A 26,016-nucleotide genomic window follows, 5' to 3' on the forward strand; every position below is an offset into this window, starting at 1 on the left:
CGCGGCGGGGACAGGCAGCAGCATCCGGCAGCCGCGCAAATCAAAGACCCCGCTGCAAGCAACTGGGTATCAAACTTGCAGCGCTGCAGAGCAGCGGGGTATTTGACCCTCGCGGCAGTCGCCAAATATCCATGCAAGCATGGCTACTTGGCTCGTTGCTGGCGGGAATAAAAGCGGCTGCCTCACAGACTGAGGAAAATGAAAATGAGTATGAGTGAAGGAAAGAAAAAATTCATATCTGCCGCAGTTACTCTGGCGGGAGTGATCTGTCTTCCGCAGATGCTGATTTCTTCGGGAAAAGGGCTGGATTTTTCCAACAGCTTTCTTTCCGTGCTTGTTTTCCTGCTCTGCTTTCCGGTAATCCACAGGTCGCTTTGGAACGGAGCGAGGAGCATCTGGTCCTTTCTCATGTCACTTGTGCTGGTGACAGCATGCTGTCTGGGCAGCCGGCTGGAAGCTTTGGGCTATGTCTGGCTGACGGACTGGCATATGTGGGTGGCCATGCCATTTCTGCTTTTATTTTTTATGCTGCTCACGGACGGGCTGTGGGGAATCCTGGAAGATGCCGGAAGTTACGGAAAACAGGAAAAAGAAGCGGCAGGGATAAAAAGGGAAACGCTTTATATATTCCTGTTTTTCCTGCTGGTATGGGGAATTGTGTTGCTGGCCGTTTATCCCGGCTTTTTCGTATATGACGCCCAGGATGAGTTTAATCAGGTGGCCATGCGCCGGTTCACCACCCATCATCCGCTGCTGCATGTAGTGCTTCTGGGAGGGATTGTCAGCCTGGGAAATAAAATATTTGCATCCTATAATGCGGGAATTGCGCTTTACATGGTTTTTCAGATGCTGCTGATGGCAGGCTGTTTTACGTATATCCTGTCTTATTTCAGACAAAACAGGGCGCCTGTGTGGCTCCGCAGGGCAGGCGTGCTGTATTTCGCTTTTTTCCCTGTCATTCAGATGTATGTGCTCTGCTCCGCAAAGGATACCCTGTATTCTGCGGGGATGCTTTTAACCATAGTCCTGCTCCTTAGGCTTTTCAGGGAGAAAGCAGAGTTCTTTTCGGATCGGAAAAAAACGGCGCTGCTTTTGCTGTCCCTGTTTTCCATGGCGACCATGCGTCACAACGGTTTTTATATCCTGCTGTTAATGATTCCTGTAATTATCCTCTGTGCCGGAAAAAACTGCCGGGTAAAAGCGGCGGCGACTGCCTGTACAGCGCTGCTTCTTTATCTGCTTGTATCAAACGGACTTGCGTTTGTACTGCATGCGCAGGTGCAGGAAAACCAGGAAATGCTCACTGTGCCGATTCAGCAGCTGGCCCGTGTATATACCACCAGCCCGGAGGTGATGACAGAGGAAGAAAAGTCCGTGCTTCTGGAGGTACTGCCCCGGGAAGCGCTGGAACGATATACGCCGAAGCTGTCTGACAGTGTGAAGATTGATTTTAACAATGCAGCGTACAGGGCGGATCCGGCCCGGTACTGGAAGCTGTGGTGGTCCGTGGGAAAAAAAGCGCCTGCCGTCTATCTGAACGCCTGGCTGTTGACCTCCTACGGCTTCTGGTACCCGGATGCGGTGATCGATGTATACCGGGGAAATACTGTGTTTACCTATACCTATGAGGACAGCTCGTATTTTGGCTTTGAAACGGAACTGCCAGGCACCCGTGACAGCAAAATCCCCCTGCTGAACGAATGGTTCCGCAGGCTGAGCCTGGAATTGTTCCAGCAGAAGGTCCCGGTCGTTTCCATGCTTTTCTCCCCGGGATTTCTATTCCTTGTATACCTGTCCGGTCTGCTTTTCCTCATGCGCCGGAAACAATATAAAACCGTGCTGGCCTTCCTCCCGGTGATATTAAACTGGCTGACCGTAATACTTGGGCCGACCTATCTGGTACGCTACGTCCTCATATTCTGGCTGGCCCTCCCGGTACTGGCATATGTTGTAAGTACGGGGAAATTATGCTATACTAACAGGAATTAATAAATCGTAACTGTGAAGTTACTGGACAGTTACCAATTAACCTATAAACCATCAGGTATAATAAATGAACAGAAAGTTAAAGAAATCCCGTGCAATCGAATACATTGTACTATGCTATGCCGCAGTTCTGATACTGCTCGCAGGCCCTCTGGGAATATTTGACGGTACCCGCCAAATTGCAGGGAACGAGACTCCGGCAGGAACCTCTCAGATCATTGATCAGGATTCCAGAATTCAGCAGGTATTCATAGCGGACGGCGGCTATCTGGAGAAAATCAGTATATATGCCATGGAAGATCTCTCCCGGAAGGTAATAAATCTCACAATATCGGATGAACTGGGAGAAACGGTCTTTTCCAGGAATGTAGCGCTGGATGCTTATGAAGCACCCGGCTTCTTTACCGTTCCCGTAGAATTCCAGACAGTACGGGGCAGGGCCTATGTATGGCAGATCAGCCATCCAGAGAAGCCCATAAGCTTTGGCTGTCAGAATACGGCCGAGTCCGGACTGGGCATTTACGGAAATTATTATTATGTAGGAAGCGATCAGTCTAATCAGGAGCAGGTGGGAAACAATATTATTATGCGTTTCCAGTACGAAGATAAATGGAGCCCTGGGAAAAAAGCCGCTGCGGCGGCAGTGATTGCACTCCTTGCCGGTTTCCTGATACTTCTCGTGGAGAACTCCGCCAGAAAAAAGAAAAAGGGAAAAGAAGTACGTGTACAATGGGTTTTCCGCAGGATTTTCAACCCTCTGCTCATAATCGGCGCAGCGGCCGGGCTGGCTGCTGTTTATCCTATGGATTACTATGGAGGCGTCAGGGCTGATAAAATGGTTTATACGGCCGGCATCCTTGTGTTGACGGCGCTGCTTCTCTACGTGGTCAATGCCAGGAGAGACAGTATAGCGCCTCTCCTTCCGCCCGTCAGGGAAACGCTCCTGGACAGGGGAATGGACTGGCTGCAGTGCCTTTTCTGGGCCGGAGCGCTGTGGGGCTGTATTGATTATGTAAATGCGATGTATAATATCTACCAGGACTATGCCTACAGAAAGGTTCTGATTTATTTCTGCCTTGTCCTGCTTACCATGTGCAGTAAAAAATTTGTGTTCCATTGGGGGAATCTGATATGGATTGCTTTTTCCTCCATTGCAGGCTGGCTGTATTACCGTCCGTATGCCGGCGTAGAGGAGCTGGACAGGCTCGCCCGGTTAAATGCCATTCTGTTTGTGACTGTGGGGCTGGTGGTCATTCAGCTCATCCTGCTTTTATGGAAAAAGAAGCCGGCCTGGAAGCAGCTGTTCCTTCCTTACGCGGGGCTTGTTGCAGTATTTTTCGCCTTGCTGGTGATTTTCCGCAATACAAGAGGCTGGCCGATTTATCTGTCGGCGGCTTTCGGCCTTTTTTATGTTTTTTATCTGTCCTGGGAGAAAAGAGAGCGGTTTCTGGGGATTTTCTGTAATGGTATCATCCTGAATTTTTTCTGCGCCCTGGTATTTGCCGTGCTGCGCAGGCCGATCCGTGCCTGGGGCTTTTACCGCTACAATTTTGTATTCCATACGGTTACTGTTACAGCGGCTTATCTGACGCTGATAATTTGTGCGCTGTTTGTGAAGCTGCTGATGCAGTACCATAAATCACGCAGGCTTTATACCTGCTGGACAACGGCTCTTTTATTCGGCATGGCGGTTTCGCTGCTTTTGATGACGCTTTCCCGTACCGGATATCTGGCGGCGGTGGTAATGGGCATTGTGGTTCTCCTTTTTGTATCCCTCGTCTGTTATCGGGAACGGTTACCCGTATTCCTGGCAAAAACGGGGCTTGCGATCGTCCTCGTGCTTGCCTGCTTCCCGGTTACCTATTCGGCGGTGCGCCTGATACCGCCGCTGTATGATGATCCCTATATTTTTGAACTGGAGGCAAATGAAGAAGAGTGGGCGGTGCATAAGGGCGATCCGGCTGACTCTGAAAATTATATCACATTCCCCCGTTTTGCCTACTGCATGGATGTGAAGCTTTTCGGGGAAGAGCACAGTATTGTCAGGAAATTCGTGGATACCTTTATGGCATCCGCTGAAGAAGAGAGCAAATCCATGCCTGGCGGACGCCTGGAGGTCAGCCGGATATCAACTATGCTGGCGTCAGCAGACGGCGCCGTCGGGGCGGAAGCATCCGATGATGCCGCTTCGGGAAACGGCCCGGAGGAAACGGAGGAGGATTACTCCAACGGCCGCTTCGAAATTTTCAAGCGTTACATTTCCCATTGGAACCTGACCGGCCATGATGAAATGGGCGTGGAGCTTGCGGACGGCTCCCTCAGTGTCCATGCGCATAATACTTATCTGCAGGTAATCCACGATCACGGCCTGATTACCGGTGCGGTCTATCTGATATTGGGGGCTGTCAGCCTGATGCAGATGTTCCGTTACGCTTATTGGGCAGGCAGGAAAAAAAGGGAAGACAGCGCCGACCCTTACGCGGCGCTGCCCCTTGCCATATTCCTGGCATTTGCCGTGGCGGGGCTGGTGGAATGGCTGTTCCATCCCTGCAACCCATTGGGCTTTTCCACCATGGCAGTACTGGCGCCGCTGCTTATATTCCGCAGAGAAAAGAAAGTGTAGAGTAACTTAAAAGGCTGCCTGACAGTTAAGAAAAAGAAAAGAGTAAACGATAATGAAGGATAAAGAGAACAAGACAAAACAGCATTTTAATTATCAGTTGTTTTACCGCAGGACCGCACTCATCATATATGATATCCTGAGTGTGACAGCTTCCAGCTTTCTGGCGATCCTGCTGCGGTATGATATGCATCTGGATGAGATTCCGGATCAGTTCCTGATGCCCATCAGGAATTTCCTTCCGCTGAATATCCTGCTGACCATGGGGATTTTCTATCTCTTTCGCCTGTATCACAGCCTGTGGGCCTTTGCCGGGGAAAATGAAATGCAGAGCCTGGTCATGGCCTGCTTCCTTTCCGCCGTGGTTTCCGGCGTGGGGCTGAATCTTTTCAAGGTGTCGGGCAAGCCGGTGCCGGACAGCTACTATTTTATGTATCTGTTCATGCTTATCAGCTTTACTTTTGTCAGCCGTTTTTCCTATCGGTTTTTAAGAAGCCATAAGCACAGGCTGCAGAACAAGAAAAATAACATTTCCGTCATGATCATAGGCGCCGGGGAAGCCGGAAACGCGCTGATCAAGGAAATCGTCACAAGCAATTACAGCACCATGGTCATCCGCTGCATCATCGATGATGATAAACAGAAAATGGGCCAGTTCATCCAGGGAATCAAGGTGGTTGGCGGCCGTGATAAAATCATCGAATCCGCCGATCTGTATGATATTGATGAAATTTTTATCGCCATGCCCTCAGCGCCCCGTACGGAAATCAGGGATATCCTGGACATCTGCAAGGAAACAAGCTGTAAGCTGCGTTCCCTGCCTGGCATGTACCAGCTGGTCAACGGTGAAGTGAGCGTGAGCAAGCTGCGCGACGTGGAGGTGGAGGATCTCCTTGGAAGAGAGCCTATTCGCGTGGATTTGGATTCCATCCTGAGCTATGTGCAGAATAAGGTGGTTATGGTAACCGGCGGAGGCGGTTCCATTGGCAGCGAGCTTTGCCGTCAGGTGGCATCCCATAAACCGGCGCATCTGGTAATTGTGGATATTTATGAAAATAATGCCTATGATATTCAGCAGGAGCTGCTGCAGAATTTTCCTGAGCTGAAGCTGACCGTCCTCATTGCTTCGGTCCGCAATACGAAGCGTATCAATTCCATTTTTGAGACGTACCGGCCGGATATTATCTACCATGCGGCAGCGCATAAGCATGTGCCGCTCATGGAGGTCAGCCCCAATGAGGCGATTAAGAACAACGTATTCGGAACCTGGAAAACAGCGCAGGCCGCCGCTCTGAACGGCGCTAAAAAATTTGTCATGATTTCCACGGACAAAGCGGTGAACCCCACCAATATCATGGGGGCCAGCAAGCGGATCTGCGAAATGATCATACAGACCTTTAACAAGCACTATGACACGGAATTCGTGGCCGTCCGCTTCGGAAATGTGCTGGGCAGCAACGGCAGCGTGATTCCCCTGTTTAAAAAGCAGATAGCGGCCGGAGGGCCGGTAACGGTGACCCATCCAGATATCATCCGCTATTTTATGACCATACCGGAGGCGGTTTCCCTGGTGCTGCAGGCGGGCGCCTATGCCAAGGGCGGGGAAATATTCATCCTGGATATGGGTGAGCCTGTAAAAATACTGGATCTGGCGAAGAACCTGATCCGGCTCTCCGGCTATAAACTGGGGGAGGACATTCAAATCGAGTTTACCGGCCTGCGACCGGGAGAAAAGCTCTATGAAGAGCTTCTTATGGATGAGGAAGGAATGCAGGATACGGACAACCGGCTGATTCATATCGGCCGCCCGATACAGCTGGATGAAAGGGAATTTTTTATTCAGCTCAAGCAGCTGGAGGATGCCTCCAAAGATGAAATCGCGGACATCAGGCCGCTTGTGGCGCAGATTGTGCCTACCTATGTGTATGGCCAGAATGCGGCGGAAAATGAAGTGAAACAGTAACTTCCAGCAGGTCAGTGCATTGGCGGCAGCAAGCATCCGACCCGCCACACGATAGCTTTAACTGGCCGGATGCCTGTAACGGTCCACTTAACCGAACCGCTACGGAAAGGAAGAATAAATGAAGGTTCACCATATTGGATATCTTGTAAAAAAGCTGGAAAAGGCAGCGGAGGAATTTGAAAAGCTGGGCTATGTCAGGTTGGGGGAAATCACCCCGGATCCACATCGCAAAATCGATATCCTGTTCCTGGAAAAGGACGGGTATGTGGTGGAGCTGGTAAGCCCCAATGCCCCTGACAGCGTGGTTTCAGGGCTGCTGAAGACCTACAAGAACGCGCCTTACCATATTTGCTATGAATGTACCGATTTTCAGGAGGATCTGGAGCGGCTCGCGGCGAACGGCTATGTGCAGATTGACCAGCCCACGCCGGCGCCGGCCATTGGAAACCGCAGGGTTGTATTCCTTATGAACAGCCGGCTGGGAATGATAGAACTGCTGGAAGGCTGCTGAATAATAAAGCTCCCGAGGCAGACCTGTGATAGTCAGGAGGAAAATCCTCTGCTCGCAGAGAGCTCGCATTTTGCTTCCCAAAACTACTAGGAGGAATAAATATGGACAAAGACAGTGTAATGCAGAAGAAAAAAATATTTCTCTCTTCTCCTACCATGCATGGAGAAGAGCGTAAATTTGTGGAGGAAGCCTTCGACACCAACTGGGTAGCCCCGCTGGGCCCCAATGTCAATTCTTTTGAAAAGGAAATGGAGGAGTACACAGGCTGCGGATATGCGGCGGCGCTCAGCGCCGGAACAGCGGCAATCCATCTGGCGCTGCGCCTGATAGGGATACAGCCGGGGGATGTGGTATTTTCTTCCGACCTCACCTTTTCTGCCACCTGTAATCCCATTTGCTATGAAAAAGGGACTCCGGTTTTCATCGATGCGGAGGAGGATACCTGGAATATGGACCCTAAGGCCCTGGAAAAGGCTTTTGAAAAATATCCCGGGGCAAAAGCGGTGATTTGCGCCCATCTTTACGGGACGCCTGCGAAAATTGATGAAATCCGCGCAATCTGTGATGCCCATCATGTACCGCTTATCGAGGATGCGGCGGAATCCTTAAGCTCTACCTTCCGGGGGAAAATGACAGGCACCTTTGGGGATTACGGAATTTTTTCATTTAACGGAAACAAGATTATCACCACCTCGGGCGGCGGCATGCTGGTTTCCAGGGACGGTGAAGCAATTGAAAAAGCCCGCTTCCTTTCCACCCAGGCCAGGGATAAGGCAAGGCACTATCAGCATTCCCAGATTGGCTTTAACTACCGGATGTCCAATGTGGTAGCAGGTATCGGCAGAGGCCAGCTGCTTCATCTGGAGGAGCATAAAAAGAAAAAACAGGAAATTTACAGACAATATAAAGAGGCGTTTGCCGATATTCCGGCAATTGCCATGAACCCCCTGAATCCCGACGGGGACGCCAATAACTGGCTCTCCTGTATGACGATTGCACCGGAAAGCGGCGTGACGCCCAATATGGCCATGGATGCGCTGGAGGCGGAAAATATTGAATCCCGGCCTATCTGGAAGCCCATGCACCTGCAGCCGGTCTTTGCCGATGCCGATTTTATTACATTGCAGGAGAACGGCAGCGTGGGAGAACGTATTTTTGAGAAAGGCTTCTGTCTTCCCAGCGATATCAAGAACACGCCGGAGGATATGGAACTCATTATAAATACCATCAGAAACCTGTTTTAAAGGGATGCGAAGCTTGCAGGCCGCATTTTACGGACCGCGGCAGTGGCTGTGGTGTTCTGAAAAAAGGCGGCAGCTATGCGGCATCCGGGCAGCAGAGAAATGAGGAAACAATGTTTTACAGGAAATTCGGCAAAAGATTTCTGGATTTTTTTCTTTCTTCCATAGCGATCATACTTCTGAGCCCCATCCTTCTTGTGGTGGCGGTCCTTGTGCGCATCAAGCTGGGAAGCCCCGTCCTTTTTCACCAGGAAAGGCCGGGAAAGGATGAAAAAATATTTACCCTTTGTAAGTTCCGTACCATGACGGATAAGAGGGACGCCCAGGGAAAGCTTCTACCTGACGCGCAGCGTCTTACGAAATTCGGTAAAATGCTGCGGGCCACCAGCCTGGACGAGCTGCCGGAGCTTTTTAATATCTGGAAGGGGGACATGAGCATCATCGGCCCCCGGCCGCTTCTGGTTTCCTACCTTCCCTGGTATACACAGGAAGAGAAGCTGCGCCATACGGTGCGGCCCGGCCTGACAGGCCTGGCCCAGGTATCGGGCCGGAATTTCCTGGACTGGGATAAGCGTCTGGCCAAGGATGTGGAATACGTGAAGAAGCTTTCCCTGGCCATGGATTTAAAGGTCCTGTGGAAAACGGTAATGGTGGTATTTGATCACAGCGAGGTGGCGGAGGATACCTCCGCAGCGGAAGGAAATCTGGCTGAAATCCGTAGCAAAAGGCAGGAAAGGGAAAAGCAGGCATGATTAATATATTAATTTTAAGCGCAGGAACCAGAAATAAGGTGGTGCAGTATTTCCGGAAGGAGCTGGAAGGAAAGGGCAGAGTATACGCCACGGATTGCAGCGAGCTGGCCCCGGCGATATATGAGGCTGATGAAGCAATCCTCGTACCCCGGATTACAGAGCCGGGATATCTGGAGAAAATTCTGGATATCTGCCGGGAGAAGGAAATTACAGGCGTCTTTTCCCTGATAGATCCGGAGCTGACAATGCTGGCGGAGCACAGGGAGGAATTTTTAGCCGTTGGAACAACGCCTATTATATCCCCGGCGGAGGCGGTTGCCATAGCCTTTGATAAATACCGGATGTTTGAAAAGCTGACGGAGCTTGGAATCCCCACAGGACGCTGCTTTATGGATTTGCAGGAGTTTGAGAGGGCGGTGGAGAAGGGGGAGATTGCATATCCTGTTTTCGTGAAGCCAGCCAAAGGAAGTGCCAGCATCAATATCAATAAAGTGACCTGCCGGGAAGAAGTGGAGCTGCTTTGCAGGCATAATGAGGACATGATGATCCAGGAATACATGGACGGCACGGAATATGGCGCGGATGTGTATGTTGATATGCTTACGGGAAAGGTAACTTCAATTTTTGTCAAGGAAAAAGTAAAAATGCGCGCAGGAGAAACGGATAAATCCGTTTCGGTGAAAGACGCGAAACTGTTTGGCCTTATAAAAAAATTCGTTGAATCCGTCGGATTTTGTGGTATTATTGACATAGATATTTTTAAGGTGGACGGAACGTACTATATTTCCGAGGTCAATCCCCGCTTCGGCGGCGGCTATCCCCATGCGTATGCCTGCGGCGTCAATGTGCCCGCGCAGATTATCCGTAATCTGGAGGGAGTGGCCAATGAGGAGAATATCGGCGATTACGAAGAAAATATCTGCATGATGAAATATAATGAGATCATGATTCGGAAATTGTAACTGTCCGGCAGGCCGGCGCATTTGCCGTAAGGGTGAAGCTTGGTGTCCGGATAACCGGATGGAGACAAAAAATAGGAAAATAAGGAGAAAGCCATGGCTTCTTCCATACTGATACTGTCCAACAGCGATTCGGGGCTTTATGATTTCCGAAAGGAAGTCCTGAAGGCGCTCATGGAGAAAGGGTTCCATGTCCTTGTATCCGTCCCGGATACCGGATATGTGGAGCGGATTAAGGCCCTGGGCTGTGAATACATCCCCACCGCGTTTGAGCGGCGCGGCATGAATCCGTTTAAGGACATGAAGCTGCTGCTGTTTTACCGGAGGCTGATAAAGACGCACAGCCCCGCGGCGGTGCTGACTTATACGATAAAACCGAATATTTACGGAGGGCTTGCGGCAAGGCTCACAGGAACACCCTACCTGGTCAATGTGACGGGGCTTGGCACTACGCTGGAGCATGGAGGCGTGCTGCAGAAAATGATTGTCCTCATGTACAGGACAGCCCTGAAAAAGGCTTCCTGTGTTTTTTTCCAAAATCAGGGCAACCGGGATTTCCTGGTTCAGAGGGGCTGCGTCACCGGAAAGACGAGGGTGATTCCGGGCTCCGGCGTAAACCTGAAGGAACATCTGCCGCAGGAATACCTGGCGGATACGCCTGTGCGGTTTGTTTCTATTATGCGGCTTATGAAGGATAAAGGAATTGAAGAATTGCTGACAGCGGCGCAAAGGATACATGAAAGGCATCCGGACACCCTGTTTCAGATACTGGGAGCCTATGAAGAGGAAACCAGGCAGCTTTATGAGCCGCGTGTGAAAGCGCTGGAGGAGAAAGGCGCCATCCGCTACTACGGCTATCGGGACGATGTCCCTGAATTTTTAAAGGAATGCCAGGCAGTGGTGCATCCCTCCTACCACGAGGGTATGTCCAATGTGCTTCTGGAAGCGGCAGCAACCGCCAGACCGGTGCTTGCCAGCGCGGTGGAGGGATGCCTGGATACCTTTGAGGAAGGCCGCAGCGGGCTGGCCTTTGCACCGCAGGATGCGGACAGCCTGGAAGAGGCGCTGGAGCGCTTCCTCAGCCTTCCTTATGAAAAGCGCAGGGAAATGGGGCTGTGCGGCCGCAGGTTCGTGGAGGAGAGGTTCGACAGGAATTTTGTGGTAGCTGCATACCTGGAAGAGCTGGCCGCGGGAATAAATTTTATCCATAAAACAGACAGATACGAATGAAACAGATTCGGGAAATGAGGTCACAGATGGAATTATATGAAAAACTTGTAAACGGAGAAGAAAAGCTCTCTCTTGTGGGGCTTGGCTATGTGGGGATGCCCATTGCCGTTGCCTTTGGCAGAAAAATCAAAGTTATCGGTTATGATTTGAATGCAAAGAAGGTGGAGCAGTACAGGGCCGGCTTTGATCCTACCAGAGAGGTGGGGGATGATGTGATTAAGCAGGCGAACGTGGAATTTACTTCCGATGAAACAAAGCTGAAGGAAGCAAAATTCCATATTGTAGCGGTTCCCACGCCGGTAAATGACGATCATACGCCGGATCTCTGTCCCGTTGAGGGCGCCAGCCGTACGGTGGGCCGTAACCTGACAAAAGGAAGCATTGTCGTATTTGAATCCACCGTTTATCCGGGAGTTACGGAGGATATTTGTGTACCGATTATGGAGAAGGAATCCGGCCTGAAGTGCGGCGTTGATTTTAAGGTGGGCTATTCTCCCGAGCGTATTAACCCCGGCGATAAGGTGCACCGTCTGGAAACCATTGTAAAGATCGTTTCCGGTATGGATGAAGAGACGCTTGATCAGATTGCAAAGGTATATGAGCTTGTGGTAGAGGCGGGAGTTTACCGTGCAGATTCCATAAAGGTTGCGGAGGCTGCCAAGGTAATTGAGAACAGCCAGCGGGATATCAATATCGCTTTCATGAACGAGCTTTCCATAATTTTCAATAAGATGGGCATAGATACCAAATCCGTACTGGAGGCGGCGGGAACCAAGTGGAATTTCCTGAAGTTCTTCCCCGGCCTGGTGGGCGGACACTGCATCGGCGTGGATCCTTATTATCTTACCTATAAGGCGGAGGAAATGGGATACCACTCCCAGATCATTCTGTCCGGCCGCCGGATCAATGACGACATGGGAAGATATGTGGCGGAGAACGTGGTGAAGAACCTGATCAGGGCGGATATTGCGGTAAAAACTGCCAGAGTAGCCATTCTCGGCTTTACCTTCAAGGAAAACTGCCCGGATACGAGAAATACCAAGGTCATTGATATTGTTAAAGAACTTCGGGAATACGGAATTGAGCCTGTGATTGTGGATGAAACAGCGGATGCACAGGAAGCGCAGAGACTGTACGGCGTAAAGCTGGCGGACAGAAGTGAAGTGAAGGATCTGGATGCGCTTGTCATCGCTGTGGCCCATGAAGAATTCAGCCACATGACCAGGGAGGATATCGCCGGATATTTCAAACCTGAGCATGAGAAGAAGGTGCTTGTTGATATCAAGGGTATCCTGGACCGTAAGGATTATCTTACACAGGATTATATCTACTGGAGACTTTAAGAAGGCGCCGGTTTATGGAATATAGTGCAGCCGCGGCGGCAGGAAAGCCGGAACGGCCGCAGGAATACTGAGGCAAAAGGTAACTGTAGGATACCGACAGCTGCCGGAAAAGGAAAGGATAGGAAAATGGGTTATAAACATTTGCAGTTTGACAAAGACAGTGTATTTCTTGTAACTGGAGGCGCGGGCTTTATCGGTTCCAACCTCTGCGAAGCGATTCTGGATATGGGGTATCAGGTAAGATGCCTGGATGATTTATCCACCGGAAAGCAGGAAAACGTGGAGATGTTCCTTGACCGTCCGGGCTATACTTTCATTAAGGGTGATATCAAGGATCTGGAGATCTGCCGCAGAGCCTGCGACGGTGTGGATTACGTGCTGAATCAGGCAGCCTGGGGAAGTGTTCCCAGGAGTATTGAAATGCCCATTTTCTATGAGCAGAACAACATCGGCGGAACGCTGAACATGATGGAAGCGGCCAGGGAAAGCGGCGTAAAGAAATTCGTATATGCTTCCAGCTCTTCCGTATACGGCGACCACCCCGCGCTTCCCAAAAAGGAAGGAATTGAGGGCGAGGTGCTTTCTCCCTATGCGCTCACTAAACGCACCAATGAGGAGTATGGGAAGCTTTATAAGAAGCTGTACGGGCTGGATACCTACGGCATGCGTTATTTCAACGTGTTCGGACGCAGACAGAACCCTGACGGCATGTATGCGGCCGTTATCCCCAAGTTCTTAAAGCAGCTGCTGCATGATGAAGTGCCTACGATTAACGGGGACGGCAGGCAGTCCCGTGACTTTACCTACATTGATAATGTTATCGAAGCCAACCTGAAGGCCTGCCTGGCTTCCAGTGATGCTGCCGGGGAAGCTTACAATATCGGATCCGGCGGAAGAGAATTCCTGATAGATATTTATTATTATCTGTGCAAGGCGCTGGGCAAGGACATTGAACCGAAATTCGGGCCGGCCAGAAAAGGGGATGTGCGGGATTCCAATGCGGATATCACCAAGGCAAGAACCAATCTGGGATATGACCCTGACTATGATTTTGAAGCGGGAATCAAGCTTGCCATTGACTGGTATAAAGAGAATCTGAAATAAATACAGCCGGGGCCACTGGCTGCCTGGAAAGGCAGTCTGGTCCCGTTTGTTTTGGAAAGGTGAGGACGGATAAGTGAAATATAAAGTGGTAATATTCGGTGTAAAGGATACCACGGCGGAAATCGTGACCTTTATCCAGGAAAAAATATGTCCTGTGGATCTGGTGGTGACCATCCATCCCGACGTGCTTTCCGGAAACCAGGTTTCCGGCTACCAGGGACTGGGTTTTTTGACGGAAAAGTATGGAATCCCTGTATTCGAAACCCATTCCTATGGACTGAAGGATGAAGAAACGGCCCGGTTCTTTGATGGGAATGAATTTGAAATCGGTATTTCCATGGGCTGGCAGCGGCTGATTCCCCAGTCCGTGCTGGATCGGTTTGCACACGGTATTTTCGGCTTCCACGGAAGCTGCGGTTATCTGCCCTACGGCCGGGGGCGTTCTCCGCTGAACTGGTCGGTTATCAACGGGGACACCCGGTTTATCCTGAATCTGTTTCAGTATGATGCGGATCCCGATAGCCCGAATGTGTTTGCCAATGAAATGTTTTCCATCAATCCTCATGATACCATCCGTACGCTGCAGTACAAAAACATCCTGGCCTCCAAGCGGCTGATTCAGAAGCTTCTGGAAGCGTACAGGAAGGATGGGATCACCATAAACAGACAGTCCAGGGATTTCAGCGGTTGGTACAACAAACGGACTGCCGCGGACGGGAAAATCGATTTTCATGGGAAAACAAGGGATATTTATAACCTGGTCAGAGGAGTGACCCGCCCCTTCCCCGGAGCCTTCTGCCTGTGCGGGGAGGACAGGGTTACGGTATGGAGTGTCCACCCCTTTGACGAAATCATGGATTTCTCCGCTTATGCGCCGGGAGAAATCATAGACAGCATTGACGGAAAGCTGATAGTCCGCACAGTGGACGGTTCTCTTTTGATTGAGGAATATGAATGCGGCCGCAGGCTGCTTCCGGGAGACAGGCTGGAGTAAGGCGGTCATATAAGGGCGTGGCTGTTTCAGGTAACGGTCCAGCCCCGTCTGAACGGTTACTGTTTCTGGCCTCTTAAGGCCGGCCCGACTGATCAGTTAGGAAAGGGTTACGTATGAAGATTGCGATTCGAATGGATGATATTACGGCAGATATGAACTGGAAAAATTTCCTGGCGCTGAAGGAGCTGTTCGACAGGCACGGTATCTGCCCTCTGATCGGCGTGGTGCCGGATAACCGGGATGAAAATCTGCGTATGGATCCTCCCAGGGAAGACTTCTGGGAGTACCTCGGTAAGCTGCACGGGCAGGGCTGGGTAATTGCGCAGCATGGGCAGTATCACCGGTATACCACCCAAAAAGGGGGATGCTTTCCCTTGAACCGCTTTTCCGAGTATGCGGGCGTACCTTATGAAAAACAGAAAAGCATGATTGAGGAAGGGAAAAAAATACTGGAGGAAAAGGGGATCCGGACGGATATTTTTATGGCGCCGGGGCATACCTTTGACAGGAATACGCTGAAGGCGCTGAGAGAATGCGGTTTCAGATACCTTACCGATGGTTTCGGAAAAGCACCCTATTCCCGGGAGGGGCTGACCTTCCTCCCCATATCCAGCCGTAAAAAAGATTGTTTTAAGGACCGGGAAGGCTATACTACCCTGGTAATCCACGCCAACGGAATGAGCGAGGCGGAAATCGGCTGGTATGAAAGAATGCTTGCAGAGTATCCGGATCGGTTTATTTCCTATGGTCAGCTGCTGACGCTTCCTGTCACAAAACGCGGTTTTGCAGGAAATCTTGCAGAATATATACAGGCATCCTGCAAACGGATCCTGGTGAAGCTGCTTTCCTGAACGGAGTGAGGCTGTGAAGAGGGTGCTGTGAAGGGTGGTACTGTAAAGAGGGACACGTGAAGAGGGGCACAGCAAAGTGATGCTGTAAAGGGTGCTGCTGTAAAAAGTGTACAGTGCAGGGGTGTCATCGTGAAGGAACACGTACCAGAGACATATAAATTAGGAAAGGCGCAGAAAACGGGAATGAAAACAGTGAGAGTGCTTCAGGTTCTGGGAGGAACCAGCCTGGGCGGCGCGGAAAGCCGGGTAATGGACAGCTACCGCCACATGGACAGAAACAGAATACAGTTTGATTTTGCCGTCCACACCGGGGAAAAAGGTTTTTTTGACGAGGAAATCGAGCGTCTGGGAGGGCATATTTACCGTTTCCCCAGGTTCCGGGTGATAAACTGGCCGGCCTACCGCAGGGCCTGGAAGGATTTTTTCAGGGAACATCCCGGCTACAGGGCAGTGCACGGACATATGACAAGCACGGCGTCCATTTATCTGCCGATTGCAAAGAAATCCGGCGTGCCGCTGACGATTGCCCATGCAAGGAGCGCCGGAGTGGATCCGGGGCTTAAGGGGAAGCTGACCCGTTTCCTGAGAAGAAATCTGGGGAAAAAGGCAGATATGTGCCTGACCTGCTCCCAACTGGCGGGAGAAGCGGTGTTTGGGAAAAAAATGTGGGATGAGGGACGGGTAAAGACGGTTCCCAATGCCATCGACGCGCCGGCCTTTGCCTATGATGAGAAGATCAGGGAGCGGATGCGGCGCAGCCTGAGCATCCCTGAGGATGCTTTCGTGATAGGCCATGTGGGACGGTTTGGCCATATGAAAAATCACCTGTTTCTTCTGGATGTTTTTGCAGCGGTGAATAAAAAACTGCCGGGGGCAAGGCTTTTGCTGGTGGGCGAGGGCGGCCTGATGGAACAGGTGAAGGAAAAGGCGGCGGCGTTGGGCATTTTGGAGCAGGTGATTTTCACAGGAAACCAGGGGAAGGTCAGCGATTATTATCAGGCGATGGATTTCTTTGTGTTTCCCTCCCTGTTTGAAGGCCTTCCCGGGTCGGTAATTGAGGCCCAGGCCTGCGGGCTGCGGTGCCTGATATCCGACAGCGTAACGCCGGAGGTGCTCATTACAGAGCTGGCCGAGGCGAAGCCCCTTTCCATGGGAGCCGGAGACTGGGCTGAGAATGTGCTTTTACGGAAGGATTACAGGCGGGAGCAAATGGCGCAGGCAGTCAGGGAGGCCGGCTTTGATGTGTCGGATCAGGTAAAGCTGCTGGAAGAGATATATCTGCAGGAAAAATAGACGTCAAGGAAAAGGCGGCCGGGGATTGCGGCGGTCAGGCCAGGATTTTGCCGCAGCCGGATTTTTACATCTGCCAGGAGAAATGTTAATGAAGAAAAAAGTTATGCTTATTGTACCTATGCTGCATCAGGGAGGCTTTGAACGGGTCTGCGTAGCTACTGCGCGCCTGCTGGAGCCGTTTTATGAAGTTTATATTGTGATTTTCAGCGCCAGGGATATTGCTTATGATATCAGGGGGCTCCATGTGATCGACCTGCATATGGGGGCGGCGGAGGGAAAGCTGCTTAAGATTCGCAATGTATTCCGCAGGAGCCGGAGGGTAAGCGCACTGAAAAAGGATCTGGGAATCGATATTGCATACAGCTTCGGCCCCACAGCCAATCTGGTAAATGTGTTTTCCAGATCCCGTGGAAAGACCTGGTGCGGTGTCCGCAGCTATATGGATATGGGAAATCCCAGGCTTCTGAAGCTTTTCTGTAGCAGAGCGGATCGGATAATCAGCTGTTCCCGTACGATTGAGAAAGAAATACGGGAAAAATTCGACTGTCAGACTACCTCTACGCTTTATAATCCTTTTGATATCAAAGAGGAAGAGGAACGGGCGCAGGAGGAGGAAAGCCGACTTCCTTTTCAGGACTGCGGGCCGGTGGTGGTGTCCATGGGGCGCGAGGACGATGTAAAGGGCTTCTGGCATCTGGTAAAAAGCTTCTCCCTGGTTCATCGCAGGCTGCCGGATTCCCGGCTGGTGATTGTGGGAGAGGGCGATTTCCTGGAGTACTGGAAGCTGGCTGAGGCGCTGGGGATTTCGGATGCGGTAAGCTTCCCGGGGGTAAAGAAGAATCCCTTCCCGTGGCTGAAGCTGGGAAGTATTTATGTGATGACTTCCTTAAACGAAGGCTTTCCCAATGTGCTTGTGGAGGCCATGGCCCTTGGCAAGCCGGTGATTTCCACCAACTGCATGACCGGGCCGGCGGAGATCCTCATGGATGATTTTGAGGCTTATGTGGGAAAAGAAGAATATGTGGACGGAGACTACGGTATTCTGATTCCCAACCTGGAAACGCAGAAAAATCTGGATGCCAGGGTGATTACGCGGGAAGAGGAACTTCTGGCGGAACAGATGCTGCGCCTGCTGACGGATCAGAAGCTGCATAAAAAATATGCCGATGCGGCGCTTAAGAGGGCGGCCTGCTTTTCCAATGAAGCTTATGTGGAACAGCTCCGCGGGATGGCGGAGGATGTGTGAAAGGTAAAATTCAATTGTAATGGCTTGTAAATTCCCGCTGTTTGCGGCTGAAAAAACTGCGGTATCCACCTGAAAAAGATGGATGCCGCAGTTTTCTTATTATTTGCCTGAATGCATTTTTATAAAAAATTATAATTTCAATCCCCGGTATCTGTTAAAGCATGCAAAGATTTCCTGCCGTCTGGGAACCGCCAGATCCGTGGGCAGATAGCCGGAGCCGGCCAGTGCGGACAGGCCTTTTTTTTCAATCAGTGAAAGAAAGGAATCCACAAGCATACGCAGGCTGGTCTGACCGTTAAACATACTTTTTTCCGCCAGGGCAAGCATATAGGAAAGGGCGGCGGTCTGTTCCGAATCGGCAAGCTGTTCCAGGTAGCGCAGGTCGATGTCCTCATGTCCAATCTGAATGTTTTCCCGGCCGTGGACCTTGGTTTTCAGCCGTTCATCCCTGCGAAGCTCCGGACGATAGCCGGGAGTGCGGCGGAAGGAGGGCAGTTCGGGATCAGGGAGCAGCTGGGGCATTCCCGCTTCCGGTGTTTCCTGATTGCGGGAGGCGTAGAGGGTGGCTTCTTTTTTGGCAAAAGCGGTGATGTCTTTGGGAACATAGCGATCCATCTGGATTACCGCATCTGCGATGTAAAAATAGGAACCGGAGCTTCCGGCAACGATTACGGAAGAAATGCCGCATTTTTCATAGAGGAAACGGGCGCGTTCAATGAAGGGAGTGATAGGTTCCTCTTCCCGGCAGACCACGCGCTGCATCAGCTCGTCGCGTATCATGAAATTAGTGGCGCAGGTGTCCTCGTCTATCAGGAAAAGTGAGGTTCCGCTTTCCATGCCTTCTATGACATTGGCGGCCTGTGAGGTGCTTCCGCTGGCATCCTCCGTATAGAACGCTTTGGTATCCTTTCCGTTGGGAAGGTTATTGATGAACATGGAGATGTCCGTCTTTTTGATGCTGCGGCCATCCTCCGCGCGTATTTTCAGGGCGCTGTCATCAGTGATGACATATTCCCTGCCGTCGCCTGCGATATGGTTGTATACGCCAAGCTCCAGAGCCTCAAGGAGAGTGGATTTCCCATGATAGCCGCCGCCTACGATCAGGGTGATTCCTTTCCTGATGCCCATGCCGGTAATCGGCCCATGATGGGGCAGATTCAGTGTGATTTCCATGGAAGAGGGGGAGGTGAAGGGAATGCCTTCTTTCATGGGGCGGTCCGATACCCCGGACTGCCTGGGAAGGATGGAACCATTGGCTACAAACGCACACAAATCCAGGGCAGGTAGCTGGGTGCGGATATAATGCTGGTCCTCAGCCAGATGGATGACGCTTTGTACCTTGGCGGGGGAGAGCTTTTTGTAAAAGCAGACCGTTTGTACGCAGGCCGGCAGGAAATCAAAGAGGATGCGTTCCAGCTGTGACGCGTTGATAGTCCTTCCATTGGCCGGAAAACCAGCGGCAAAACGGAATAACAGGCCGCCGTTTTCCGGGTTGATGGTTACGGCGGAACGCTCCAGAATTTCCTGGCCGCAGCGGCTGACACTGATCAGCCCGCTTTTGCCGGAGCCTTTGGCCTTGAAGGTATACTTTTCGATCTCCTGGTAAAAAAGTCGGTTCAGGTAGTCCTGTAGCGCAACCCTTTTATAGCGGGTATCGTAAAGCCCGGCAGGAAATCCCGCGGTTTTTCCGTCAACAAGGATGCTCAGGCGGGACGGAGAGGCAAAGGGATCCCCCTGGACATGGTCAATGGATAAGACATAATTGCCGAAGGAATAGCTTCCTTTTAAGTCCTTGTAGGCAGGATAGCTTTTATGGTCGATGGCACGAAGCGCACGACGCAGGTCTTCTGAATTTTTCATGGGGTTTTTGGTCCTTTCTGTAAAGCTTTTTTGTGATATCGGGCAGATGCTGGGCTTCTCCATACATGAAATCCCAAATTATTAATTACAGGTCCGGGATATTTTCTGTAACCCAAAGGCGATTTTACGGCTTTTGGTCACTGCATGGGATGCATGTACAACTGCGTTATCTGTACTTTATCACAGGTTTGCGGGGAGTGCAAAGAAAAATGGCGGTAAAGGGAAAAGGATGCAGCTATTTAGTCAGGTCTGCTTTTTATGCGATGATTGTAGTTAAAAATGGCGGTGGCGGGTATCACCCGGACAGGAGGTGGAGAGTGGAGATGAAATATGGAAGTGATTTTATTTAATTCATAATTTATTTAATGAGAAACATTAAATATTTATTGCAAAATATAATGCGCTATGATATTGTTGAAGTGGGATAGGAAGTAAAAGCGGACGTGAAAGCAGTGGTGTGGATACACGTCCGTTGACACGTATGGGACATTTGCGGTGTTGTTTGTTTAAATAAGAATGGAGGAAAAAGGATGCAGGAAGAAAAGAATAAGAAAATATTGATTAATACACGGGAAAAAAGGAGAGATGTAGAAGAAGCCTTCGAAAGTGACGAAAAAATCAGTCAGGATCCTGTTATTATATACAGAGAAGCAGAAAAACCGGTTCGATTAACGCGTGGCTTTAATATACTGCTGGGCCTTGGCATTTTTTTGTCCGGTATTTATTCTGCGGCTTTCTTTTATTTTATTACTCATTGGCATCAGGAGGTAACTAATAGTGCGAAACCGATTGAGATTACAAGAATATTAAATAATTTGTTACTTTATTCTATAATTTTATTGTGCTTTATTATGCTTGTTTCGATTGCTATTAGTAAAAGACCTTTTAATGGTGCATTATACAGACTTGGCATATCTATAGGGATTTTAGTTACTGTTGCGTCCTTTATATTTCCCAGATTCGAGGGATATAAAGCTACTGCTAAAATACTGTCTATCAAAGGGCGCTTTTTAGTCAACGGAGACTATTTAATTATCGGACTATTAATCCTTGTCATGGCGCTCCTCATGCGCTATGGTTATAAATACCAAAGCAATTCTGATATGACCATATAAAAAATGGGAGTGAAGTTATGGCAATTATACTAAGACTGGATCGCGTCATGGCGGATCGCAAGATATCTCTGAACGAGCTTGCTTCCCGTGTGGGAATCTCCAACGTAAATCTGTCAAATCTGAAGACAGGCAAGGTTAAGGCGGTGCGGTTTTCAACACTGGATGCTATCTGTGATGTGCTGGACTGCCAGCCGGGGGATATTCTGGAATATACCCGGGGAAAAAAAGAGCCGCAGCGAGGGAAAATATCTGCGGAGGATACCGGGAAAGAGACGGAGGAGACTGTGGAAGATAAATAGCAGACAGATGATTTGAAATGGATTTTGGCAGTACCGGGAAACAACTGAACAGTTAATGGAAGGAAAAATGCCCGTCAGGTTTGCAAGCTGAAATGATCAAACTGTTATCTGAAAAATGATCAAGCTGCAACCTGACAGGCATTCTTATTAGGTTGGTTCTTATATTCTGAAAACAGCAATCCGGCGGAACGAAGCGGAGTTTTAAACTGCCGGCGGCATCCAAATGTATTGTTTATATTTTTACATTCTTACAAACCGAATCTTTTCCGTATCCGTAGGCTCCAGGGCAACCAGGAAAGCGGTTACTTTTCCATCCCTGTCATATTCCACTTCGGCTTCCAGCTGTACACCGGGAAGAACATGTTCCTCGGTAAAAAGAAAATACTGGCTGCGGCAGTGGAAGCCATGCAGGGTAAGGGTGCCAAGCTCTAGTGCCAGCCCGCCGTCCTCTTCAGTGATGGTGATGTCGCCGTAGCCGTTATCCTTGTAGGCACCGCAGATATCGGAAAGGCTGACAGGGCAGGGAAACTCCTCCGACTGCTTCGAAACCGCATCGCGTGAGGTAAGGGCTTCTGCCTGCTGCCTTTTCATATTTTCGTGGAAGGTGAGGAACCTGCTTATCCAGTCCACAGGCTCTAGCTCCAGGGCCATATCCAGAAGAGTATAGCGGAGCACTCTGGCTCCAAAAGGATTTTCGGAATTGGTCAGCACGGCGCATGCAAAATCCTTTTCCGGAACAAAGCACTGGTCGGCAATAAAGCCGTCGATATGGCCGCCATGCTGTGCGACCTTAGTTCCCCGGTAATTTTCTACGAAAAAGCCAAGGCCATAGGAGGGCGTATCAAGATAGCCCTGTAAGGGGGCGGGAATAGGATCGGAAATCAGCATTTGCGGTGTGAACAACTGACGGCACATTTCTTCAGAAATAATCTGTTTTCCGTTGGCCTTGCCATAATGAAGGAGCATGGCGTCCCAGGCTGCCAGCTGCGGGCTGGTCATGCTGATGGAGCCGGCGGGAGACATGGTATAGAGAGGGCAGTAGGGAACCTCCCTGTTGCCGGAGCCAGCTTCATCTTCAAAAAAGCGATAGCCCTTAGCGCGTCCTTCGAAGGTTTCCAACTGGGGAGCGTCGAAGGAAATGGAGCCCATTTCCAAGGGGGAAATGAGATTTTCCTGGACAAAATTTTCCCAGGAGGTGCCGCTTGCCCGGCTGATAACAATGCCGGCCAGTGTATACATCATGTTCTGGTACTGCATTTTGTAGCGGAAGGGCTCATTGGGCTTCAGGTAACGGAGCATGTCTATCATCTGTTTTTCCGAATACCGGGAAAGACGGGGATACCAGGCAAGCTCATGGCGGGGCAGGCCGCAGCGATGGCAGAGCATATCGCGGACTGTGAGATGGGAACCGGCATAGGAATCATACATTCCGAACTCGGGAATGATTTTCTGAACCGGATCGTCAAGACTGAGCAGGCCCTTGTCACAGAGAACGGCGATAGCGGCCGCTGTAAAGGATTTGGTACAGGAACCGATGGAATACAGGGTATCTGCGTCTGCGGGCACCTGGCCATCCACATCTTTAAAGCCGGCCGTAACCGTTTCATAGACTCCGTTCCGATAATAGGTAATGCTGACGGAGGGAATCTGATAACGCGTTATCAGTTCCTCCGCTTTTTGTTGGATTAAATTACGATCTAGCATGGCAACCTCGTTTCCTGCGGCGTACCGCCGCATCTGTTTATTTCCAGCTGACGTCTTTATACATAATACCTGTGATGGAAGGCGTGTAGCTCAGGTCCTTTGTCCAGGCAGCAGTGGACTGCAGATTATAAAGCGGAACATAGGCGCAGGCCTCCTGTGTCAGATCCTCAATTTCCTTGTAAATGGCAAGCCGCTCTTCTTTATCCGTGGTGGAGGCGCCCTGTTCAAACAGGGACTGGATTTTGCTGTCTGAAAAACGAGCCATGTTCAGGCCGTTAATATATTCTTCGTTAAAATAAGTTTTAAGGAAGTCATAATCGAGGCTGAGAGTCTGTCCCATATCGGCCAGGCTGAAGTTTCCGGTAATGCAGTCATTGACCAGACTGTTTCCATCCATGCTTTCAATCGTGCAGTTAATGCCGATTTCCGACAGCTCCGCCTGAACAACCTGCATCACTTTTTCAAAATAGGATCCGCCCATGGTCTTGATGCTGCCGATATCCAGCCCGTCGGGATAACCGGCCTGGGCAAGAAGCTCTTTTGCTTTTTCCGGATCGTATTCATAGGACTTATGATCCTCTGTGTAACCGAACATGTAGGAGGTTGCAAGGGTGGTGGCAGGCTCTGCCAGCCCGTCTGCAGCTACATCGATGATATCCTGACGGTTTACGGCATAGGCTACGGCCTGACGCAGCGCCTTATTGTTAAAGGGCTCTGTCTCTGTATTGAAAATCAGATAAACCACATGATTGGAAGGACGCGCAGAGGTTTCGAAGGCATCGTTTGAACTGATTTCCTCCCAGTTAGCAGAGGGAACATTCATAATATCGATTTCTCCGGCCTCAAAGGCCGTGATGGCTGTGGTATCATCCGTAATCTGCTCAAAATTCAGGGTTTTGATGGGCGCAGCGCCTCCCCAGTAGCCTTCATAGGCTTCCAGCGTAACGCTGACATCAGGAATGGCTTCTTTTACGGAGTAAGCGCCGGTTCCGCAGGCATTAAAGCCAAGTAGTCCCTGATCGTCTTTATTGGCCTCCACAAAGGCTTCGCTGACAATACCAATGGAAGCAATTTTTTCCATAAGAGGGGAGAACTGATACTTCAGGTGCAGCTCTACTGTGGAATCATCAGGAGCGTTTACGGAATCGATAGCTTCCACTTTTTCCTGCATATAGGCATTATCGAAACATCTTTCATAGGAATAAACCACATCACTTGCTTTGAGCGGCTCTCCGTTCTGGAAGGTTACGCCTTCCCGAAGGGTGAAGGTCCAGATCAGGCCATCGTCGCTTACGGAATAATCGGTGGCAAGCATGGGAACCTCTTCGGCTTTGTCATTGAGCCAGTAGAGCGGTTCATAAATCTGACGGCAGAGCATGATGTCTGAATTCAGGGACAGATTGTGGGGATCTACGGTGCTGAAGGCATCGCTGATACGGACGTTTAAATCGGTACGTCCGGAAGTCTGGGCGGTGTCTGCAGCCGCGGAACCGGCGTCCGGCGCTTCCTGCGATGCCGCGGAACCGGCGTTGTCCGAACTGCCGGAGCAGGCGGTAAGGCTGAGGGCAAGAGCTGCCGCGCAGCATACAGCGGTAAGGGTTTTCCATTTCTTTTTCATAGGTTCCTCCTCATTTGTTTGCGGCACCCGCCTCCTGTCTGGCGGATGCGGATACTTTGTAATATGTTTCAACTTGGTAAGTGTCCGGTACCTTACGGATACTGAACGGGTAACAAAAAACAAAATTACCAAACATAGTAAATATCTAACATTATACACGAAAATGTAGGGTTTGCATTTGTAAAATTATCATGAATGATATGAATAAAAGTTATAGCATACGAAGCCATAATTGTTGACAGATGCCGAATATTGCAATATTATATGACTATGTTACGATAAAGTGTTGAAGTTTGCGTTATGAAAATAATGCATATCCGTTACAGGACTGACGAATGTAAGCTTAAGGAGAATGTTGTATGTTAAAATACATATTAAAAAGGCTGCTTCTTATTATCCCCACACTGCTGGGAGTGCTGTTTATTGTTTTCACCATTATGAACTTTACGCCGGGAGATCCGGGAAGACAGATTCTGGGAATTTCAGCTAAGCAGGAGACTGTGGATGCCCTGAATCATGAACTGGGCTATGACAAACCGTTTCTGATAAGGTTTGTCAGCTATATCGGTGATTTGCTGCGGGGCGATTTGGGGACCTCCTACCGGACGAGGCAGCCGTTTACAGGAGAATTTTTCACTAAGCTGCCTGTGACGCTGAAGCTGGGATGCCTGTCCTTTGTGGTTTCTTCCATAGTGGGAATTTCCCTGGGAATCCTGTCGGCGGTAAAGCAGTATTCCATAGCGGATACCTTCAGCACCATGACGGCGATACTGCTGGCATCCATCCCCGGATTTTTCCTGGGAATGGTATTGATATATCTGTTCGGACTGAAGTTGGGAATCCTGCCCACCCACGGCATTCAGGAATGGAAGAGCTATATCCTTCCTGTGCTCACACTGGCGGCGGGGGGAAGCGCGCAGCTGATGCGCCTGACCCGTACCACCATGCTGGAAGCTATCCGACAGGATTATATGAGGACGGCAAAGGCCAAGGGATGTACGCCTGCCTGCATGGTATGGAAGCATGCCCTGAAAAATGCGCTTCTCCCGGTACTGACGGTGATGGGAACCAGCTTCGGTTCCATTTTGGGCGGCGCCGTAATCTGTGAAACCGTTTTTGCAATTCCGGGCCTGGGTAATTATATCCTGACAGCCATCAGAAGCAAAGATATTCCGGTGGTCATGTCGTCTACCGTATTCCTCTCCACCTTTTTCTGCCTGGTGATGGTGGTGGTGGATATCTTGTATGCGGTAATTGATCCCCGCATCCGGGAAAAGGTGGTGCGCTGATTCTGCTTTTGGGGCAGCATTTAACCCGCGCCGAAGCA

General features: G+C 50.2%; 21 protein-coding genes and 1 pseudogene. 19 read left to right on the forward strand and 3 right to left on the reverse strand.

Annotated features, from left to right (window positions below; genetic code table 11):
• From HMPREF1548_RS30195 to HMPREF1548_RS00485, 15 genes are all read left to right on the forward strand, one after another.
• On the forward strand, positions 1-218 hold a 218-nt coding region (locus tag HMPREF1548_RS30195; RefSeq protein ID WP_021633631.1), incomplete at its 5' end, for a hypothetical protein.
• Positions 205-1,989, forward strand: a complete 1,785-nt coding sequence (locus HMPREF1548_RS00420) for a DUF6020 family protein (RefSeq protein WP_035320396.1) — start codon at positions 205-207, stop codon at positions 1,987-1,989. The genes HMPREF1548_RS30195 and HMPREF1548_RS00420, both read left to right, overlap by 14 nt.
• 64 nt (positions 1,990-2,053) lie before the next feature.
• Positions 2,054-4,609: an O-antigen ligase family protein gene (locus HMPREF1548_RS00425; RefSeq protein WP_021633633.1), complete on the forward strand. Its 2,556-nt coding sequence runs from the start codon at positions 2,054-2,056 to the stop codon at positions 4,607-4,609.
• Between the two features lie 52 nt (positions 4,610-4,661).
• Entirely contained in the window at positions 4,662-6,569 is a 1,908-nt protein-coding gene (locus HMPREF1548_RS00430) for a polysaccharide biosynthesis protein (protein WP_021633634.1), read from the forward strand.
• Between the two features lie 118 nt (positions 6,570-6,687).
• Complete coding sequence (locus HMPREF1548_RS00435; protein ID WP_021633635.1) at positions 6,688-7,080, forward strand: VOC family protein; 393 nt, start codon at positions 6,688-6,690, stop codon at positions 7,078-7,080.
• Between the two features lie 119 nt (positions 7,081-7,199).
• Complete coding sequence (locus HMPREF1548_RS00440) at positions 7,200-8,324, forward strand: aminotransferase class I/II-fold pyridoxal phosphate-dependent enzyme (protein ID WP_035320417.1); 1,125 nt, start codon at positions 7,200-7,202, stop codon at positions 8,322-8,324.
• A gap of 110 nt (positions 8,325-8,434) precedes the next feature.
• Entirely contained in the window at positions 8,435-9,073 is a 639-nt protein-coding gene (locus HMPREF1548_RS00445) for a sugar transferase (protein ID WP_021633637.1), read from the forward strand.
• A complete protein-coding gene (locus HMPREF1548_RS00450; protein ID WP_021633638.1) occupies positions 9,070-10,035 on the forward strand; it encodes an ATP-grasp domain-containing protein in 966 nt (321 codons plus the stop codon). Before HMPREF1548_RS00445 ends, HMPREF1548_RS00450 begins: the two co-directional genes overlap by 4 nt.
• Positions 10,036-10,128: 93 nt before the next feature.
• Positions 10,129-11,262, forward strand: coding sequence for a glycosyltransferase family 4 protein (locus HMPREF1548_RS00455; protein ID WP_021633639.1), 1,134 nt, complete (start codon positions 10,129-10,131; stop codon positions 11,260-11,262).
• A gap of 26 nt (positions 11,263-11,288) precedes the next feature.
• Positions 11,289-12,605 (forward strand): nucleotide sugar dehydrogenase, encoded by a 1,317-nt coding sequence (locus tag HMPREF1548_RS00460; RefSeq protein ID WP_035320419.1) that lies wholly within the window; start codon positions 11,289-11,291, stop codon positions 12,603-12,605.
• Between the two features lie 126 nt (positions 12,606-12,731).
• A complete protein-coding gene (locus HMPREF1548_RS00465; RefSeq protein ID WP_025488475.1) occupies positions 12,732-13,709 on the forward strand; it encodes an SDR family oxidoreductase in 978 nt (325 codons plus the stop codon).
• A gap of 73 nt (positions 13,710-13,782) precedes the next feature.
• The gene (locus HMPREF1548_RS00470; protein ID WP_021633642.1) at positions 13,783-14,703 is read left to right on the forward strand and encodes a methionyl-tRNA formyltransferase; all 921 of its coding nucleotides are present in this window, start codon (positions 13,783-13,785) and stop codon (positions 14,701-14,703) included.
• Between the two features lie 113 nt (positions 14,704-14,816).
• Positions 14,817-15,554, forward strand: a complete 738-nt coding sequence (locus tag HMPREF1548_RS00475) for a DUF2334 domain-containing protein (protein WP_021633643.1) — start codon at positions 14,817-14,819, stop codon at positions 15,552-15,554.
• 183 nt (positions 15,555-15,737) lie between these two features.
• Positions 15,738-16,847: a glycosyltransferase family 1 protein gene (locus HMPREF1548_RS00480; RefSeq protein ID WP_035320420.1), complete on the forward strand. Its 1,110-nt coding sequence runs from the start codon at positions 15,738-15,740 to the stop codon at positions 16,845-16,847.
• An 88-nt stretch (positions 16,848-16,935) separates the two neighbouring features.
• Positions 16,936-18,093 (forward strand): glycosyltransferase, encoded by a 1,158-nt coding sequence (locus HMPREF1548_RS00485; protein ID WP_035320400.1) that lies wholly within the window; start codon positions 16,936-16,938, stop codon positions 18,091-18,093.
• Positions 18,094-18,222: 129 nt separating this feature from the next.
• Here HMPREF1548_RS00485 and HMPREF1548_RS00490 read toward each other — a convergent pair whose 3' ends face one another.
• Positions 18,223-19,953 (reverse strand): ABC-ATPase domain-containing protein, encoded by a 1,731-nt coding sequence (locus HMPREF1548_RS00490; protein ID WP_035320421.1) that lies wholly within the window; start codon positions 19,951-19,953, stop codon positions 18,223-18,225.
• A 209-nt stretch (positions 19,954-20,162) separates the two neighbouring features.
• On the opposite strand from HMPREF1548_RS00490, the gene HMPREF1548_RS00495 reads away from it, so the two are divergent.
• The 3 genes and pseudogenes from HMPREF1548_RS00495 to HMPREF1548_RS00505 form a co-directional block, all read left to right on the forward strand.
• Positions 20,163-20,303 (forward strand): hypothetical protein, encoded by a 141-nt coding sequence (locus HMPREF1548_RS00495; RefSeq protein WP_157065607.1) that lies wholly within the window; start codon positions 20,163-20,165, stop codon positions 20,301-20,303.
• 180 nt (positions 20,304-20,483) lie between these two features.
• Positions 20,484-21,068 (forward strand): hypothetical protein, encoded by a 585-nt coding sequence (locus HMPREF1548_RS00500; RefSeq protein ID WP_021633648.1) that lies wholly within the window; start codon positions 20,484-20,486, stop codon positions 21,066-21,068.
• Positions 21,069-21,085: 17 nt separating this feature from the next.
• A pseudogene (locus HMPREF1548_RS00505) lies at positions 21,086-21,295 on the forward strand (helix-turn-helix domain-containing protein); the annotation flags it as partial.
• A 312-nt stretch (positions 21,296-21,607) separates the two neighbouring features.
• On the opposite strand, the gene HMPREF1548_RS00510 reads toward HMPREF1548_RS00505, so the two are convergent.
• Together HMPREF1548_RS00510 and HMPREF1548_RS00515 are read right to left on the reverse strand one after the other, a co-directional pair.
• Entirely contained in the window at positions 21,608-23,071 is a 1,464-nt protein-coding gene (locus tag HMPREF1548_RS00510; RefSeq protein WP_055725840.1) for a serine hydrolase, read from the reverse strand.
• Positions 23,072-23,108: 37 nt separating this feature from the next.
• Positions 23,109-24,689 carry an ABC transporter substrate-binding protein gene (locus HMPREF1548_RS00515; protein ID WP_021633653.1) on the reverse strand — a complete coding sequence of 527 codons (1,581 nt, stop codon included), beginning with the start codon at positions 24,687-24,689 and terminating at the stop codon, positions 23,109-23,111.
• Between the two features lie 359 nt (positions 24,690-25,048).
• Here HMPREF1548_RS00515 and HMPREF1548_RS00520 point away from each other — a divergent pair, with 359 nt between their 5' ends.
• The gene (locus HMPREF1548_RS00520; RefSeq protein ID WP_021633655.1) at positions 25,049-25,978 is read left to right on the forward strand and encodes an ABC transporter permease; all 930 of its coding nucleotides are present in this window, start codon (positions 25,049-25,051) and stop codon (positions 25,976-25,978) included.
• Positions 25,979-26,016: the final 38 nt, after the last annotated feature.

The sequence above is a fragment of the Clostridium sp. KLE 1755 genome (assembly GCF_000466465.2).
GTDB lineage: Bacteria > Bacillota > Clostridia > Lachnospirales > Lachnospiraceae > Eisenbergiella > Eisenbergiella porci.